The following is a 14,803-nucleotide window of genomic DNA, read 5'->3' as shown; positions in this document are numbered from 1 at the left end:
AGACAGCATGGATCAACGACCCCAGCAAGCGCAGGGAACCCGCCCCACAAACCTCCTAACATCCCGACCGTCTCACTGGACTTGAAATCTTCCGGTAGGGGCATCCGCATCCACCGCTCCTGCTGTGGACCACTGCCTGCCACTCGTGGCCACACGGGCCGAGCCACCACGCCTTCTGAGCTTCCCCCGGTGTGTGGGAGGTGCTGATTAGCTGGTCAGGGCGGGTGTGGGTGGTTCGATGGCCACTGGTTCGGCCGTCGCCTGGTCGGCGTAGTGCTTGGCTTCGTACTCGTCGGGGCTGAGCCAGCCGAGGCGCTTTTGGATGCGGCGGGTGTTGTACCACCCGTCGATATAGGCGAACAGTGCCAGGTCGGCGTCGGTGCGGGTCGCGAAGGTCGTGCGGCGCACGCACTCGGTCTTCAGCACGCTCCAGAAGTTCTCGGCCAGGGCATTGTCGAACGAGTCGCCGACGGTGCCCATGCTTGCCTCTATTCCTGCCTTGAGCAATCGGGTTGTGAGCTTGATGGATGTGTATTGACAGCCGTGGTCGCTGTGATGGATCAGCTTGCCCGGCTCCACCGGGCGGCCGTGGAGGGCGTACTCCAGTGCCGTGAGAACCAGGTCGGCGTCCGCTCGTTCGGAGGTGTGCCAGCCCACGATCCGGCGGGAGAACGCGTCGCGGATCGTGGCCAGCCACCACGGTCCCTCACCGGTCGGGACCAGCGAGATGTCCGCGACCCACAGCCGGTTGGGTGCGTTCGCGGTGAAGTCGCGCTGGACCAGGTCCGGGGCGAGGTCGGCCGCCGGGTCGCGGCGGGTGAAGGAGCGGGGCCGGCGCGGGCTGACGCCCTGAAGCCCGGCCTCGCGCATCAGACGCTCGACCCTTTTACGGCCGGCGTGCACACCCTCGCGTCGCAGGACGGCGTGGACGCGCGGGGAGCCGTAGGTGGCATCCGAGTCCGAGTGGACGCGGCGGATCTGCTCGGTCAGTTCGGTGTCTTGGCGCCTGCGCTCGCACGGCGCGTGAACGTCGCGGCGCCAGCGGTAGTAGGTGGAGGCGGGGATGTGCAGTTCCCGGAGGACGGGCTCGGCCCCGAAGCGGTCCTGGTGCTCGTCGACGAGCTTCAGTACCGTCGCCGGGTCGGGTCGAGCTCCTGGGCGAAAAAAGCCGATGCGGCCTTGAGGATCTCGCAGGACCGGCGGAGCTCGGCGTTCTCCTTGCGCAGCGCGGCCAGTTCCTCCTTCTCGGCGGTGGTGAGCCGGTCGTCGCGCTCGCCCCGGTCGGCCTCGTCCTGGCGGATCCAGTTGCGCAGGGCCTCGTGATGCACCCCGAGGTCACGGGCCATCTGACGGATCACAGGCTTCGGATCGGCAGCCCGGTACGCGGCAACGGCCCGCTGCCGCAACTCGGGCGGGTACTTCCAATGCCGCGTAGTTAAGGGGTGGTTGGGCTGGTCAAGACCACGTCCGGGTGATGTTCCAGCCGGTCGGGAACGGCCCATTCGGGAGCGAGGATGTAGGTCGCGGGGGCCACCTTGCGCAGGATTCCCTCCCTTTCCCAGCGGATGAGCTCACCGGTCAGGCTCCGATGGTGGGGAAGGCCGAGTTCCTTGGCGATCTCGGTGGCGTGCCGGGCTCGGCCGGGGTCAACGCGCATGAGCTGGAGCGTACGATCCCGTCGCCCCTCGGGGGCGAGTTCGGCGCTTTGGTGGACGGTGACCGTGATCCCGGTCATGCGGGCGGTGGCCCGGAGCTGGCTCTGGTCGGGCGGGTTCGCGTAGCGGGAGACGGGGCACTTGACGCGGCGCGGTGCGACGCGCGGCCGACGCCCGGGCAGCAGGTTCTCCAGGACCGCCTGGCCGATTCGGCCGGTCCGGAGGGGTCGGGTGGGGTCGGACAGGATGCCATCGGCGGCGACGACCTGGTCTCTGGCGGCTTCGAGGGCGGCGGTGAACGCGGCCCGGTCGGGGTCGGTGCCGGGCACGGACTCCGAGGCTTCGGCCATGGCCCGGCGAAGAGCCTGATAGAGAACCAGCTGGGCCCAGACCTCCTGCTGCACCCCGAGGGGGTCGTGCGAGCGCAGGACAAGCCCTCCGGCCAGAGAGTGCCGCAGGGCGTAGAACGCTGATTCGATCTCCCATCGCTCGCGGTAGAGGGTGACGAGCTCGGCTGCGGGGTAGCGGTGGTGGTCGAGCAGCGTTGTGGCCAGGCGGTAGTGGCCGGTGATGCGGACGCCCCCGTGGATTGTCGCTGTGACCTGGGCGTCGATGACGCGCAGGCGCACCCCACGGATCCGCGTCAGGTAGGAACCGTCGGACAGGTGGGCCCACTTGGCGGGGGTGCGGCGGTTGTCGAGGCGGACCAGGAGCTGGGCTCCGGTGGCCGCGCAGCGGGCCAGGAACTCGTCGGAGTCGAAGCCTCGGTCGTTCAGCAGCAGCATGCTGTCGTTCAGTAGCGGCAGCAGCTGCTCGGCGTAGACGGTCTCTCCTGGGGCTACCGGGCCGAAGACTGCTCCGAGCAGGGCGCGTGTCCCGGTCTCGCACAGGGCCATGAGTTTCAGCATGGGGTAGCCCTCCTGTCCGTAGCGGTGCTTGATCTTGCCGAGCCAGTCGCAGACGCGGGGCCGGTCGGGGGCCTTGGCGGAACTGCAGCCGTCGAAGGCCACGGTTCGCCAGCTCCGGTAGCACACGCCGGGCGTTGTCGGCTGGGCGACCGGCCCGGCGAGGCTGTCGAACAAGAGCTTCAGTGGGGTCGGTCCCAGTCGGCGGCGCAGGTCACGCAGGGCCTTCTCCGAGGGACGAAGGAGGTTCAGCTGCCGCAGGCCGGCGGTGAGTTTGTCCCACACCCGCAGGTAGCCCAGGCTCGGGAAGAGTGCCAGGGCCAGAACGAAGTACACGCCGACCCGCGAGGGCAGTATCCGTAGCCTGGCCTGCGTGGTGCCCGTCCGCGCCAAGACGTCGTCGACGAGTTCGAAGGGAATCTGCCGGGTCAACTCCCCCAGATGTCCCGGCGCATACAGGCCCTTCGCGACGGTGACGGTACGAGCAAGCACGACAGTGGCACAATCATCGGACAACGGGACTCCGTCGAGTAGGAAGACCTTGGTCGGCTTCCTGGCTCTACCCGGGGTCCCGCCTTCATGATCTCCGCCGCGGCCTTCGGCGAGCTGGAACATCACCCGGACGTGGTCTTGACCAGCCCAACCACCCCTTAACTACGCGGCATTGGGGTACTTCATCGGTGCAGCCATGACAGAGGCTCCCTTCTCACGGCCCATCAGGCCATCTCCGGCAACCTTCCGCACCTCGGGGGAACCTCATTCCGGCTCGACCCTGCTGCGACCGAGTCCGGAATGAGTTCACCGTTACGAACGGGATGCCATTCGCCGACTACCTGTGGCGCGGCCAGCCTTAGGCTGGCACCTCTTGCCTGCCTCATCTCGCGATGGTCGGCTGCCGGTAGGTCCGTAGGTGTCATGGTTGTGAGACTAACTTCCGGCACAGACAGTGAGCTCTTTTCAACCTGAATGGGTGGGTGGGTAGTTGGGCTGGAGGCGGTGTTCGGACGTGAAGAAGCTCCTGGTAAACGGGTTCACGGCCAAGATCGCTTGTCCACCACGAGCTTCCGCGTGCTTGTCGATCCGGCCGGCCTAGATGTGTCCATTGCAGGTTCACCCTCTTCATCACCACCGCCAGTCAACGGATTCGCCCACGCGCGGGTGGCGCCGACGGTAGGTTCGGCTGCGGACCGCGGCCACGAAACGGGGAGATCGTCTCGATCATGTACGACGCTGAGATCACAGCAGTGGCGACCGGCGCAGCAGGGACGCTGGTTGCCGCCATCGCCACCTGGGGCGCCGGGAAGATGCAGTCCACAGTGGCACACTTCTTCCGCCTTGGAACGGCCCACCAGCAGCAAGCAGCTACCGTGGCGGTCGGCACCACCGCAGCGCAGCTCTCCTCCGAAGACGGGGAAGTACGGGCTGCGGCGACCGAGGCATGGGCAGAGGCCATCGCGCGATACCTGTCCGAACACCGAGAGGCGATGGCCGAGGTCGATGGGCTCGCGCAGCCCATGCCGTCGACCTCGAACGTGTGGAACCAGCGCAACTCTGGAACGGGGACTTTCATCGGCGGGAACGTCTACGGTGGCCTGACTCTCAGTCAGGGCGGGACGCCAGATGGCGGACGATGACCGCAGGGAGCAGCACAACCACGGGTCTGGCACCTTCGTCGGCGGGAACGTCCATGGCGGGATATGGCAGGTCTTCCTACCGCCGTACGGGAAGAAGAGCGCCGACACCTCCCACCCAGGCCAGCGGCCCCCCGAGCAAGGCAATGAGGATGCAGACGACTACGAGGACATCGGAAGCCCTTTGGTGGCTTCTGCATTCTTCGCCTCGTGTTTTGGGTATGGCGGCGTCCATGAAGCAATGGGCTGGCCATGGGCTCCTGGCACGCCACCCCCAGGTGTTGCCCAGCGTGTCATTGTAGGGTTCATTGCTTTCTACGCGTCCTTGGCTCTCGTCGCCGTCTTCTTTGCGCGCCTTGCACAGGTCTTTGAGCTTTGGTCCGAGCAATGCGCCATCACGGCTTCGCAGAGTCGCGGCCGGCTGGTTGCCCGGCCGCCGGCTCTTATGGCGCGGCTCACGACGTCTGTGTCCGCAGGGGTCGCAGCGGTGGCTGAGTTGCTGGCATCGCTGTATGGCTGGAGTCCCTTCGGGGGCGAGGTCTCGCGGCGCGCCCACACGGCGCGTGTCAACTCAGCCGCCAACGCAACAACGGCGCGCGCTGCCGCCAAGAGGCCTGCCGCCTAGGTGTTTTGACCAGTGGGGCTGGGGACACACTGGCGGGTCGTGGCCGACCGAAGCCCTACCGTCCCCCCGTCTCCGGGCTGACAGCGACTGATATCAGCGTCGGCTTCGTCATCGTCGGCGTGTTCGTCGCCGTGTGGGCCTGCGTCCTGGGGTACAGGTGCCTCAGTGACGTCGAACAGTACTAAAAGGAGATCTCATTTGGAGAGGCGTCGGGTGCAGATGAGGGCTGCTGCGATGCTGGCGAAGGCGGCGAAGTGGTCGGCCTTTCGCTCGTAGCGACGGTGAAGTCTGCGGAAGCCGCCGAGCCACGCAACGGTGCACTCGATCACCCAGCGGTGCCGGCCGAGACGGCTGGAGGTCTCGATCCCGCGGCGGGCGATGCGGGCGGGGATCTGTCGGCGGCGCAGGTACGGTGACCGTGCCCGAGACCTGCGCGCCGCGGCCGCCGGGCGTCTTGTTGACACCCTCCAGGCCGCCGGCCGCGCCGATCGCCGTGACGTCGACCTGGGTGACGCCGCTCGGGACGGTGAACGTCTGCTCGGCGCCCGTGAAGGCGAACGTACAGGTGGTGGTGGGGCCCGAGACCGTGCAGGTGCCCTGCGCGTGGGCGGTCCCGGACAGCGCCACCGGGGCGATGCCGGCGACACAGAGCATGCCGGCCGCAACGGCCAGCGCGGATCCGCTGCGACCGGCCGAACCGGCACGGCCCCCGCTCGTACCCGGGCCCGGCTGACCGGCTGCAGCCGACCCTTCGCGCTCCAGGCTGGCGACCCTTGTCGCCCGCCCGGTCGGCGGCACCGAGCGGGCGGAGGGCAGGGGTCGCCAGCCGCCGATGGCCGTCACCCCCGCTGGGTGACGGCCACCGAACAGGGCTCACACCGTGGTCACTAGCACGACCAGGGCGTGGTGACGTGGCCCGTCACGGTGTCCACCGCCACCGTCCTGCCCTCGCTGGGAATGCAGAAGTAGTAGGTGGGATGCGGGTTCTGCACGACGGGCTCATTGAGGTACAGGGGCTTGAACGCGCCGGTGTGCCCGGCCTTGACGGCCAGATCGTGGGCCTGGACCTCCGTCATGGTGAACGGGGAGATGGCCTGGATCCCGATCGGGACGCTCCACGGCTGCGTGCTCTGGTACTGACCGGTGGTCGAGTACTTGTACTCGAAGGACGGCTCCGAGTTCTTGGCCCGGAAGCGGATCCACCAGGCCTGGACGTCATTGGGGTTGGTCGTGGGTGTCAGCAGGACGGCGTCCGCGTCGTAGAACTGCGAGCCGGGGTGCTCCTGCTGCGCCTTCACCTTGGCCTCCCGCACGATCTGTGTGAGCGGGAGATGGGGTGCCGCGCTGGCGGTGGACGGGGCGATCGGCAGCAGCGACAGGGCCGTGGCGGTCGCGGCGAGCCCGATCCGTGCCCGAAGGCGGCGGCGTGATGTCCGGCACCCGTTCAGTGCGGGTGTCGCGGGCGTGCGGGCGGTGCGCGTGGTGTTCATGTCCTTCATCTCCTTCGACCCGGACCCTGCGTGGTCACGGTGGAAGTCGACTGCCGGGTTCGGCGTGAGCGGTGGCCGACGGGCGAGAGGTCCTCGGCCGGGCTCCGCGGGGATGCAGCCTCCCCGGGTCCAACGGTAGGAAGGTCTCCGGGCGCCGTCTCCTGGCCGTCATCCTCGCTGAGCCGAACAGGCGAACCTCTCACCCGGAGCGATGCCCGTCCGGGGTTTCGCCGCGCGGTCCCGGCCGGTGGGCCCGACACTGTGCCGCTCCTTGATCATCGCTGACTGTTACAAGGTGGTGACACGATCTTCTCGAAGTGGGCGTCCCAGCCGACGAGCCTGTAGATCGTCCTTCAGGCTGCGCTCCACCCACTCCAGGGCGATGTAGTACCGCTCCAGAACCGGGTCCCAGCCCGACTCCAGCATCCGCACGATATGAGGGTGCTCGACAGCTTTGAGTGCGGCGGTCTCCCGTTCCAGGAAGACCTTGATGATTTCGTCGTCGCGCCGCTTGAGTAACTTGATCGCCGCGAACTGCCTGTCACTGTCGCTATTTGCCGTGTCGACGGCCTTTCGCACCTTCGACAGACCGCCGCTGCGCGCGCTGTCTCCCACCAGCAGGAAGCGATCGTTGATCACATGCGGTCCCACACATGCTCCTCGTCCAGCACCGGCGTCAACTACCGGTCCGGCCATCCTGCCAGCCCAGGACTCCTCGGTTGGATGATTCGGCAGATCCGGGCTTGATCGTGGCCAACTCCTCGATGGCTACAGTGCCCGACGCTCGACCAACTTATCGCTTATCTTCGGCTTGTTGGGGAGAGCTGTAGCCGAGGCCGTGGTCGACGGCATCGGAGGCAGCCAATCCGGTGGCCCGGAGGGTGGCCACTTCGGAGTGTCAGGGTGGCCCACTCGTGGTCGAGGGCATCCACGGCGGTGCTACCAGCAGCCGACGGTAGAGGATAGCGCCGTAGCCGCTCCCCCGCACGGAAGGGGCCCGTCGAATCTGTCGATGACGGCCGCCAGTTGCTCGTCCGCTTCGCGATCTACGCCGACCTTCCAGTGCGCTCCAGCTTCGGTACTCGTGCTTGGAGTTCGGCGGGCAGGTACCAGCCTTCGATGGTGGGTGTCATGTAGAGGCGGGCCTTGAGGCCGAGGAGGAGTTGGCGGCGCCTTTCCTGGTCGGCTCGGGTCCAGGCATCGGCGAAGGTCTGGCCGGTCTCGACTTCCACCCAGGCGGAGGGGCGTTGTGGGAGGGCGGCGAGCCGGCGGCGTTCGTCGACGAGGGTTTCGAGGGCTTCGTCCTCGCGCGCTGACCCCAGCCCGCCGGCTACGCACCCGCCCGGCCGCAGTCCGGCCGGGCGGGCCCGGCGGCGGCGCCGCACCAGCCCTGTCCGCCGACGCAACGGTGGTGGGCCACCCGGCAGCCGCAGGCCGGCGGTGCGGACGGGTTCCTGTTCTGCCGCTACCCGGAAGCGGCAACAACGTCCTGCCGCTCCCCGGTGACTGCGGTGCCAGGAGCGGTGGTGGTGACGCTGCCACCCCCGGTGGGCAGCCACAGCCCAGCGGTACGGGGCGGTGCGCGCCGCGTCCGGTGGCACGGGCTCCGGCCCGGCGGCCGGTGAGCTGCCCCCGGTCGCCGCCCCGCCCTCCGGGTTCTCGGTGCCGTCGACGAAGCCCAGCAGGTTGCGGTCGTCGAAGTCGCGGAAGCCGTGCACGGAGTCTACGCACCACCGGGGAAGTCCCCTTCAGGTCCACCATCCCAGCCGGTGAGGCGTCAGCCTGTGGACGGGAGGTTCCCACCTGCGGTGACCATGCCTGTCTCATAGGCGATGACGACCATCTGGGCCCGGTCATGGGCGTGGAGCTTGGCCAGCAGCCGCCGGACGTGTGTCTTGACGGTCGCGATGCTCAGCCCCAGATGCTCGGCGATCACGTGGTTGGGCAGTCCCCGGGCCACCAGTCGGAGGACTTCCCATTCCCGTGGGGTCACGCCCGCTAGCTCCCGGGCGAGTCGCGGGTGCGGCTCGTGGCGTCCGGCGAACTCGCGGATCAGACGGCGGGTGACCGCGGGCGCGAGCAGGGCGTCGCCGGAGGCGACCACCCGCAGGGCTGTCAGCAGGTCGGCGGGGAGGATGTCCTTCAGGATGAATCCGCTGGCTCCGCCGCGGAGTGCCGCGTACACGTACTCGTCCAGGTCGAACGTGGTGAGGACCAGCACACGGGTGCCGACGGCGTCCGGGTCCGCGCAGATGCGCCGGGTGGCCTCCAGACCGTCCATGCCCGGCATCCGGATGTCCATCAACACGACGTCGGGCCGCAGCCGCAGGGCGAGTTCGACGGCCTGCTCGCCGCTGACGGCCTCGCCCGCGACGGTGAGGTCCGGCACGCTCTCGATGAGCAGGCGGAAGCCCGCCCGCAACAGCGCCTGGTCATCGGCGATCAGAACCTGGACCGGCCGGTTCACCGTGCTGCCTCCGATCCGCAGGGCAGCCGCGCATGCACCCGGAATCCGCCCGTCGCCAGGGGGCCGGCGGAGAGGGTCCCGCCGCACATGGCCGCCCGCTCCCGCATCCCGATGAGTCCGTGCCCGCCGCCAGGACGCCGGGACGGGAGCCGGGACGGCGCGTCGTTGACGACCTCGATCTCGACCGCCTCGGGACCCATCCGGGACAGCTTCACCCGGCAGTCCGCCGATCCCGCGTGCCTGACGACATTGGTGAGGGCTTCCTGAACGATCCGGTAGACCGCCAGTTCCACACCCGGGGGGAGCGGTGGATCCGGGTCGACGGACAGCTCCACGCGCGGGCCCGCGCCGGCCGCGAGCGCGGGCAGGTCCGCCAGACCGGGGGCGGACCCCAACTCGGCTCCGTCACCGGGTGATCGCAGAACGCCGAGCATGCGGCGCATCTCGGTGAGCGCCGTCCGGCCCGCCGTCCCGACCAGTGCGAGGGTCCGCTCGGCCTCCTGCGGGTTGGTGGAGGCCACCGCACGGGCCACCTCGGCCCGTACCGCGATGACAGTCAGATGATGGGCCACCACGTCGTGGAGTTCGCGGGCGATCCGCAGGCGCTCGTCCGTCACGGCCTGCAGGGCGGCGAGTTCCGCGTACGACCGCTGCTCTCTCAGCGCGGTGCCCACCAGCCAGGGCAGGGTCATCATCAAAGACGCGAAGACGACGCCCCACGCGACCCCGGAGGCCGGGACCGGTCGCGGTACGAGGGCCATGGCCGCCGCGACGGCGCCCAGCGAGCAGCCGAGCGCCGTCGCGGACCGGCGCCCCGGTTCCCGCGCCGCCACCGTGTACAGGACGGCCCCGACCGGGACCCAGGACTCCTCCCATCCGGTGAACGCCATGGCGAAGACCGCTCCGGCCAGGACCGTGTACAGAACCCGGACGGGCCGTCTACGCCGTACCGCGACCGGCAGCCAGACCACCGCCGCCACAGCTCCCGCGCCCCAGCCACCGCTGTACGTCTCGCTCGCGCCGAACGCCAGGGCGAGGAGCACGGCCGCGACCGTGTCCACGCCGTGCCACTGTCCGTCCCGCAGACGTCTGGCCACCAGCGGCCGTGACTCCCCGTCCCCCATGCCGGCCACGCTATCCAAACGGGGCCCGGGGCCCGTCAGCCCGGAGGACGTCATCCCGCGGGCTGAGTCATCCGCGCGGCCGATGCCCGTCGTACCCTCCTGGGCTGACACCGGGTTACTCCCCGGGGGCGAAGCCGCCGGGCTCATCGGACGGAACAGTGGAGCCATGAATCGGAGAACACTGCTGTCCTCGTGCGCCGGACTGGCCGCCGCCATGATCCCGGGTCCGCTCGCGCCGGTGGCCGCCGCGCGACCGGGGCAGGAGGAACCCGTGCGGTTCCAGCTGCCCGCCCCGAACGGACCGTACCCGCTGGGTACGATCGCGCTGCACCTGGCCGACACCGCGCGGCCGGACCCCTGGGTGCCCTCCCGCCCCTGCCGTGAGCTGATGATCAGCATCTGGTACCCCGCCCGCGGCTGCGCGGCCCGTCCCACTGTTCCCTGGATGCCTCCGGCGGCGGCCGACCGGTACCTGAGCCTCCTCGGCCTGCCTCCCGGCCGGGTACGGCTGGGAGGCACCCACGGCCACGAGGGCGCTCCCGTCGGCGGCCCACCGGGCCCTCTGCCCGTCGTGCTCTACTCTCCCGGCGCCGACGCGTCACGGTCGTTCGGCACCGGCGTCGTGGAAGACCTCGCCAGTCACGGCTTTCTGGTGGTCACCGTCGACCACACCTACGACGCGGCGGCGGTCGCCTTCCCCGGTGGACGCGTCGAGACGAATCCGCTGGGCGGGATCAGCGACTACGCCAAGGCCCTCGCGGTCCGTACCGCCGACATCCGCTTCGTCCTGGACCGGCTCGCCGTCCTCCGCTCGGGTGGCCACCCCGGCGTCTGCCGCACCCCGCTGCCCACAGGCATGCACGGGGCGCTCGACCTGCGGCGCGTCGGGATGCTCGGCCACTCCCTGGGCGGCGCCACCACCGCCGCGACGATGCTCACCGACGGGCGGATCACGGCGGGAGTGAGCCTGGACGGGGGCGCGGCGGGCCCGGTGGTAGACGCCGGGCTCGACCGTCCGTTCCTGGTCGTGGACACCCCGGGCAAGGGCAGCATGGAGAGCAACCCCGCCCTGCGCGCGTTCTGGTCGCGTCTGCGCGGCTGGCGCCTGCATCTGACCGTACGGGGAGCCGCGCACCAGTCGTTCGGCGACGATGTGCTGATCCTGCCGCTGATCGCCCCTCTCCTGGGCATGTCACCGCCCGATCTGGAGGACGAGGTCGGGACGATTCCCGGGCACCGGGCACAGGCGTTCCAACGCGCCTACCCGCGAGCCTTCTTCGACCTCCACCTCCGCGACCAGGGGCGGCTGCTCGACGGTCCCTCCCCCCGCTTCCCCGAGGTCGACTACGCCCGGTGAACACCTTGGCGCCGGTCCCGCCCGTCTGGGCTCCGAGGTACGACGCCGCGGCGTTCACCGGGCGGGGTCCAGCGAGGGAGGGTCGTCGGTGTCCTCGGCTTCGCAGGGAGGATCACGACCCGGGAAATCCTGCGGGCGACGCCTCCACCATCCCGACAGGGGAGCGGCGCCCTGGACGGAGCACGGCCCTGCTCTCGGCGACGGAGGTGAGGATGCCGGGAGGGTTCCTTTGAGGACTTCGACGACGTGGATCTTCGAAAGGGGCTCTCGGTAGCCTTCACCGGCGTCCCGGAAGCGATCACTCCGCCGCGAAGTCGGTGGAGGCCTGTGTCGAGCGCGCCGCCACCCATGCCGGTCGCTGGTCCGACCCCGCGCCCTTCGCCCGAACTCCCTTGGCAGGAAGGCGATCCAGCCTCGCGGCATGCGAAGGCCATGCGTACCAGGGCGGTGGACGCGCGGACCACCCGCGCCTACGGCCTGCGACCCACGACCCGGCCGCGACCCGCCTCGGCCCGGTAACCACCGGGGGCGGCCTCGCCGTCGAGCCGTTCGAGCGCAGAACGACGGCGCAGGCGCACACCCCGACCACGACGGAATCCAGCCGACGCCTCGGCATGGCATCGGACCAGAAGGTAGTATCGGTTTCCACACTGACTGAATATCAAGTGCACGCTATTCATTGGACATTGCTGTCGGGGGCGTCAGCCGACCCCTCAGGTGGGGGGTGCGCCGAGTCGCGCCCCCCTGCGCCCCACCCTCCGCACCGGAACCGACCACCGAAACCGGTAAGAACCCAGAAGGCGTCCATTGGTTACCATCGCAGACTCCGAGCTCGACGTCTTTCCACTCTGCCTCGGCGGCAGCGTCTTCGGATGGACCGTCGACGAGCGGACATCCTTCCGCGTCCTCGACGCCTACGCCGCCGCGGGCGGGAACTTCATCGACACCGCCGACTCCTATTCCCAGTGGGCCCCCGGAAACACCGGCGGGGAGTCCGAGTCCATCCTCGGCAACTGGCTGGCCGCGCGCGGTCAGCGGGACCGTTTCGTCATCGCCACCAAGGTAGGCCGACTGAACGGACTGTCCGGGCTCACGGCGAAGGTCGTTCACCAGGCCGTGGAGGAATCCCTGCGCCGTCTGCGGACGGATCATATCGACCTCTACTACACGCACGCGGACGACCCGGAAACCCCCCTCGAAGAGACCCTCGCCGCACTCGACACACTGATCGTGGCAGGGAAGGTGCGCCATATCGGCGCCTCGAACATCAGCGGCCCCAGGCTGGCTGAATCCCTTGAGGTTTCGAAGCGTTCGGGGCTCGCCTCGTACGTGGCGGTCCAGCCTCCCTACAACCTCATGGAACGCGAGCCCTTCGAGAGCGGGATCGCCCCGGTCTGCGAGCGCGAGGGCGTCTCCTGCGTCCCGTACTTCGCCCTGGCGCAGGGCTTCCTGACGGGCAAGTACCGCGAAGGCGCACCCGCCGTTCCCAGCGTCCGCAGCGACGCGGCACGACCGTACGGCGAAACGCCCCGCGGCCGCACGGTGCTCCGGACGCTGGACACGATCGCCTCCGAGCACGACACCGCCCCCGCCGCGGTGGCCCTGGCCTGGCTGAGGGCGCAGCCCCATGTCGTCGCTCCGCTCGCCAGTAGCAGGACGCCCGAGCAGCTCGCCGAACTGACCCCGGGAGCGACCCTGGAACTCTCCCCGGCCGAGGTTCACTCGCTGGACCTCGCTTCACGAACCACCGCGGCGGACCACCATGCGCATGTCGGCTGAAGGAGGAGGAGCCGCCGTGACCCTCACCCCCCACACCGCCCTGATCGGATTCGACGCCGTCAAGTCGTTCATCTCGGTAGCGCGCGATGAATACGAGGCCTGTACCCCGCAGGAACCACCCTCCTGTTTCGCCCTCCTGCTCGGCACCGTCGACGACGGTGTCGCGGCCATCACCTCGGTCCAGTTCGCGACCAACGTCCGTGCCACCGACCCGATGGCGCTCGAAGAGTTCTCGAGCTCCATAGAGCCGTGCTTCGGAAGCGCCTACCGAAACCCCCGCCGGGGATTCTGGTGCAGCTCGCAGGATCTGCTTCGTATTCACCGGCAGGCGGACCGTGACGGGGCCGAGATCCTGGGCTCCATCCATCTGCATCCCGACTGGCACCGGATCGGCCCACCCGAAGAGCGAGGGCTGCGAATAAGCGAGGAGCCGACACCGATGGACCGCTACATGCTCGACAACAGTCGGTACCCGGTGAACATGATCTGCTATCTGGAATCCGGCCCACAGGGGGTTTCCGCCGCACTCGCGGCATGGGGCCCTCCTCCCGAGGAGGAGGTCGCGGCGCCATGCCCCCGCCTCCTTCTGAGGTTCAGCGCGTCCTGAGGAACGGCAGGCTCACCCCTCGCCACCGGCGGGACTCCGCCCCGGTCACGCTCGCGGATGTGACCGGGGCGGGGCCGCCCGTCCACCCCTGGGTGAGTACCGCCGGAACGGGGCCGTCGGGGCGGACGGTGGTGCTGTAGGCGGCGCTGGTGGAGGTGGAGGAACAGCCCGGTCGGCGTGGTCTCGGTGGCCTCGTGCCCGGCGACCGGCAGGGTGACCCGCTCGTCCCGGATGAACGTGTCGTGCCGGAGCATCATGGCCCCGATCCGGGGGCCCGACACCGTACCGCCCGCTGCCCGGGGGCCGGCGAGTCAACCCCGTGGGTCGACAACGACGCGGCGTGGAGAATTGATCATCTGATGGTCAGTCAGAACCTCGCGGACACCTGCACCAAGGCCTACATCGAACGCCCCGCCTCCTCTGCCGATCGATGGAGCAACCACGCACCGGTGACCGCCGTCTTCGACCTTGACCAACTCCTGTAGCACCGACGGGAAGTCGGACGACTGGCTTCTGATGCCTCGGCCGTCGCGCTGCTTGATTCGGGCGACGACCGAGACTGCCACCGGCCTGCGGCTGGATCGCGCCGCCATCCGTGCTTCGGAGTGATGGTCAGCTGACGCTCCAGAAAAATCGTTTTGCAAAGGCCAAGGCCGTCTCGCCGCAGCATGGGCGACGAATGGCATCGACGCCCATACGCAGGACCTGCCGGTGTTCTGTCGCTTCCTCCACGAGCCCCGGACCGGGAAGTCGACCCACCCGACCCGACCGCGCCACCGGAGCAGCAGACGTTGCCAAGGTCGAGACCGCCGACCGGCTCGCACCCGCACCCATCGCTGAGACCCAAAACGCCACCGGCAGGGGGCACGCCAGGGTCCCGGCCGGCCGCCAAGCGGAGCACCCCTCGTCCGGCCACGCCGCCCAGGCCGCCGACCTGGTGACCCGTTTCGAGCGGGCCAAGGCCGCAGACGACGTGTCTGCCGCGACCTCGATCCGTGAGGAGTCGGTGCGCGCCCTCGGCGCACCCGGGGTGCCGGGATCGACGGCCAAAACGCTTCGACGGCTTCTGAGGAACCTGCACAAGTGGATCGGTTCGCACGAGGCCGGCGACGTCCTGGGGGGGGGGGGGGGAGGGGGGAGGGGAGGGTCTGCGCGGAGAGGGG

14 protein-coding genes and 1 pseudogene are annotated in these 14,803 nt (G+C 69.4%); 5 read left to right on the top strand and 10 right to left on the bottom strand.

The window, feature by feature from the left end; translation table 11 throughout:
• Positions 1-55 precede the first annotated feature (55 nt).
• The 4 genes from ACFVX9_RS38495 to ACFVX9_RS38480 are packed head-to-tail and all read right to left on the bottom strand — an operon-like array spanning position 56 to position 3,076.
• Entirely contained in the window at positions 56-208 is a 153-nt protein-coding gene (locus ACFVX9_RS38495; RefSeq protein WP_387986813.1) for a zinc-ribbon domain-containing protein, read from the bottom strand.
• Positions 208-1,128: an IS3 family transposase gene (locus ACFVX9_RS38490; protein ID WP_387986810.1), complete on the bottom strand. Its 921-nt coding sequence runs from the start codon at positions 1,126-1,128 to the stop codon at positions 208-210. The genes ACFVX9_RS38495 and ACFVX9_RS38490 overlap by 1 nt, the downstream gene beginning before the upstream one ends.
• Entirely contained in the window at positions 1,125-1,502 is a 378-nt protein-coding gene (locus tag ACFVX9_RS38485) for a transposase (protein WP_387986805.1), read from the bottom strand. Before ACFVX9_RS38485 ends, ACFVX9_RS38490 begins: the two co-directional genes overlap by 4 nt.
• Positions 1,436-3,076: an IS4 family transposase gene (locus tag ACFVX9_RS38480; RefSeq protein WP_387986808.1), complete on the bottom strand. Its 1,641-nt coding sequence runs from the start codon at positions 3,074-3,076 to the stop codon at positions 1,436-1,438. Before ACFVX9_RS38480 ends, ACFVX9_RS38485 begins: the two co-directional genes overlap by 67 nt.
• Positions 3,077-3,780: 704 nt before the next feature.
• Between ACFVX9_RS38480 and ACFVX9_RS38475 the strand changes: the two genes are divergently transcribed.
• Positions 3,781-4,194, top strand: a complete 414-nt coding sequence (locus tag ACFVX9_RS38475; RefSeq protein ID WP_380561987.1) for a hypothetical protein — start codon at positions 3,781-3,783, stop codon at positions 4,192-4,194.
• Between the two features lie 816 nt (positions 4,195-5,010).
• On the opposite strand, the pseudogene ACFVX9_RS38470 reads toward ACFVX9_RS38475, so the two are convergent.
• From ACFVX9_RS38470 to ACFVX9_RS38445, 6 genes and pseudogenes are all read right to left on the bottom strand, one after another.
• A pseudogene (locus ACFVX9_RS38470) lies at positions 5,011-5,220 on the bottom strand (transposase); the annotation flags it as partial.
• Between the two features lie 483 nt (positions 5,221-5,703).
• Entirely contained in the window at positions 5,704-6,306 is a 603-nt protein-coding gene (locus ACFVX9_RS38465; protein ID WP_380561989.1) for a hypothetical protein, read from the bottom strand.
• Positions 6,307-6,594: 288 nt separating this feature from the next.
• On the bottom strand, positions 6,595-6,957 hold the full coding sequence (locus tag ACFVX9_RS38460; protein ID WP_387986803.1) for a hypothetical protein: 363 nt from the start codon (positions 6,955-6,957) through the stop codon (positions 6,595-6,597).
• 395 nt (positions 6,958-7,352) lie between these two features.
• Positions 7,353-8,024: a hypothetical protein gene (locus tag ACFVX9_RS38455; protein ID WP_387986800.1), complete on the bottom strand. Its 672-nt coding sequence runs from the start codon at positions 8,022-8,024 to the stop codon at positions 7,353-7,355.
• A gap of 59 nt (positions 8,025-8,083) precedes the next feature.
• Complete coding sequence (locus ACFVX9_RS38450; RefSeq protein WP_387986798.1) at positions 8,084-8,773, bottom strand: response regulator; 690 nt, start codon at positions 8,771-8,773, stop codon at positions 8,084-8,086.
• Positions 8,770-9,870, bottom strand: coding sequence for a sensor histidine kinase (locus tag ACFVX9_RS38445; protein WP_387986795.1), 1,101 nt, complete (start codon positions 9,868-9,870; stop codon positions 8,770-8,772). Before ACFVX9_RS38445 ends, ACFVX9_RS38450 begins: the two co-directional genes overlap by 4 nt.
• A gap of 193 nt (positions 9,871-10,063) precedes the next feature.
• Here ACFVX9_RS38445 and ACFVX9_RS38440 point away from each other — a divergent pair, with 193 nt between their 5' ends.
• The 4 genes from ACFVX9_RS38440 (at position 10,064) to ACFVX9_RS38425 (ending at position 14,125) form a co-directional block, all read left to right on the top strand.
• Positions 10,064-11,254 carry an alpha/beta hydrolase family protein gene (locus ACFVX9_RS38440; RefSeq protein WP_387986792.1) on the top strand — a complete coding sequence of 397 codons (1,191 nt, stop codon included), beginning with the start codon at positions 10,064-10,066 and terminating at the stop codon, positions 11,252-11,254.
• Between the two features lie 807 nt (positions 11,255-12,061).
• Positions 12,062-13,033: an aldo/keto reductase gene (locus ACFVX9_RS38435; RefSeq protein WP_063346282.1), complete on the top strand. Its 972-nt coding sequence runs from the start codon at positions 12,062-12,064 to the stop codon at positions 13,031-13,033.
• 16 nt (positions 13,034-13,049) lie between these two features.
• A complete protein-coding gene (locus tag ACFVX9_RS38430) occupies positions 13,050-13,640 on the top strand; it encodes a hypothetical protein (RefSeq protein ID WP_363376540.1) in 591 nt (196 codons plus the stop codon).
• 359 nt (positions 13,641-13,999) lie between these two features.
• The gene (locus ACFVX9_RS38425; protein WP_387986789.1) at positions 14,000-14,125 is read left to right on the top strand and encodes a hypothetical protein; all 126 of its coding nucleotides are present in this window, start codon (positions 14,000-14,002) and stop codon (positions 14,123-14,125) included.
• The last annotated feature ends 678 nt before the right edge of the window (positions 14,126-14,803 follow it).

The organism is Kitasatospora sp. NPDC058243, assembly GCF_042882025.1.
Classification (GTDB): Bacteria; Actinomycetota; Actinomycetes; order Streptomycetales; family Streptomycetaceae; genus Kitasatospora.
This window is presented reverse-complemented; position numbering and strand designations above follow the sequence as displayed.

What these genes read in the sequence shown, in the direction of transcription:
- ACFVX9_RS38485 (WP_387986805.1), bottom strand. Translation starts at nt 1,502, where the DNA reads ATGGGCCGTTCCCGACCGGCTGGAACATCACCCGGACGTGGTCTTGAC.
- ACFVX9_RS38475 (WP_380561987.1), top strand. Translation starts at nt 3,781, where the DNA reads ATGTACGACGCTGAGATCACAGCAGTGGCGACCGGCGCAGCAGGGACG.
- ACFVX9_RS38465 (WP_380561989.1), bottom strand. Translation starts at nt 6,306, where the DNA reads ATGAACACCACGCGCACCGCCCGCACGCCCGCGACACCCGCACTGAAC.
- ACFVX9_RS38440 (WP_387986792.1), top strand. Translation starts at nt 10,064, where the DNA reads ATGAATCGGAGAACACTGCTGTCCTCGTGCGCCGGACTGGCCGCCGCC.
- ACFVX9_RS38425 (WP_387986789.1), top strand. Translation starts at nt 14,000, where the DNA reads ATGGTCAGTCAGAACCTCGCGGACACCTGCACCAAGGCCTACATCGAA.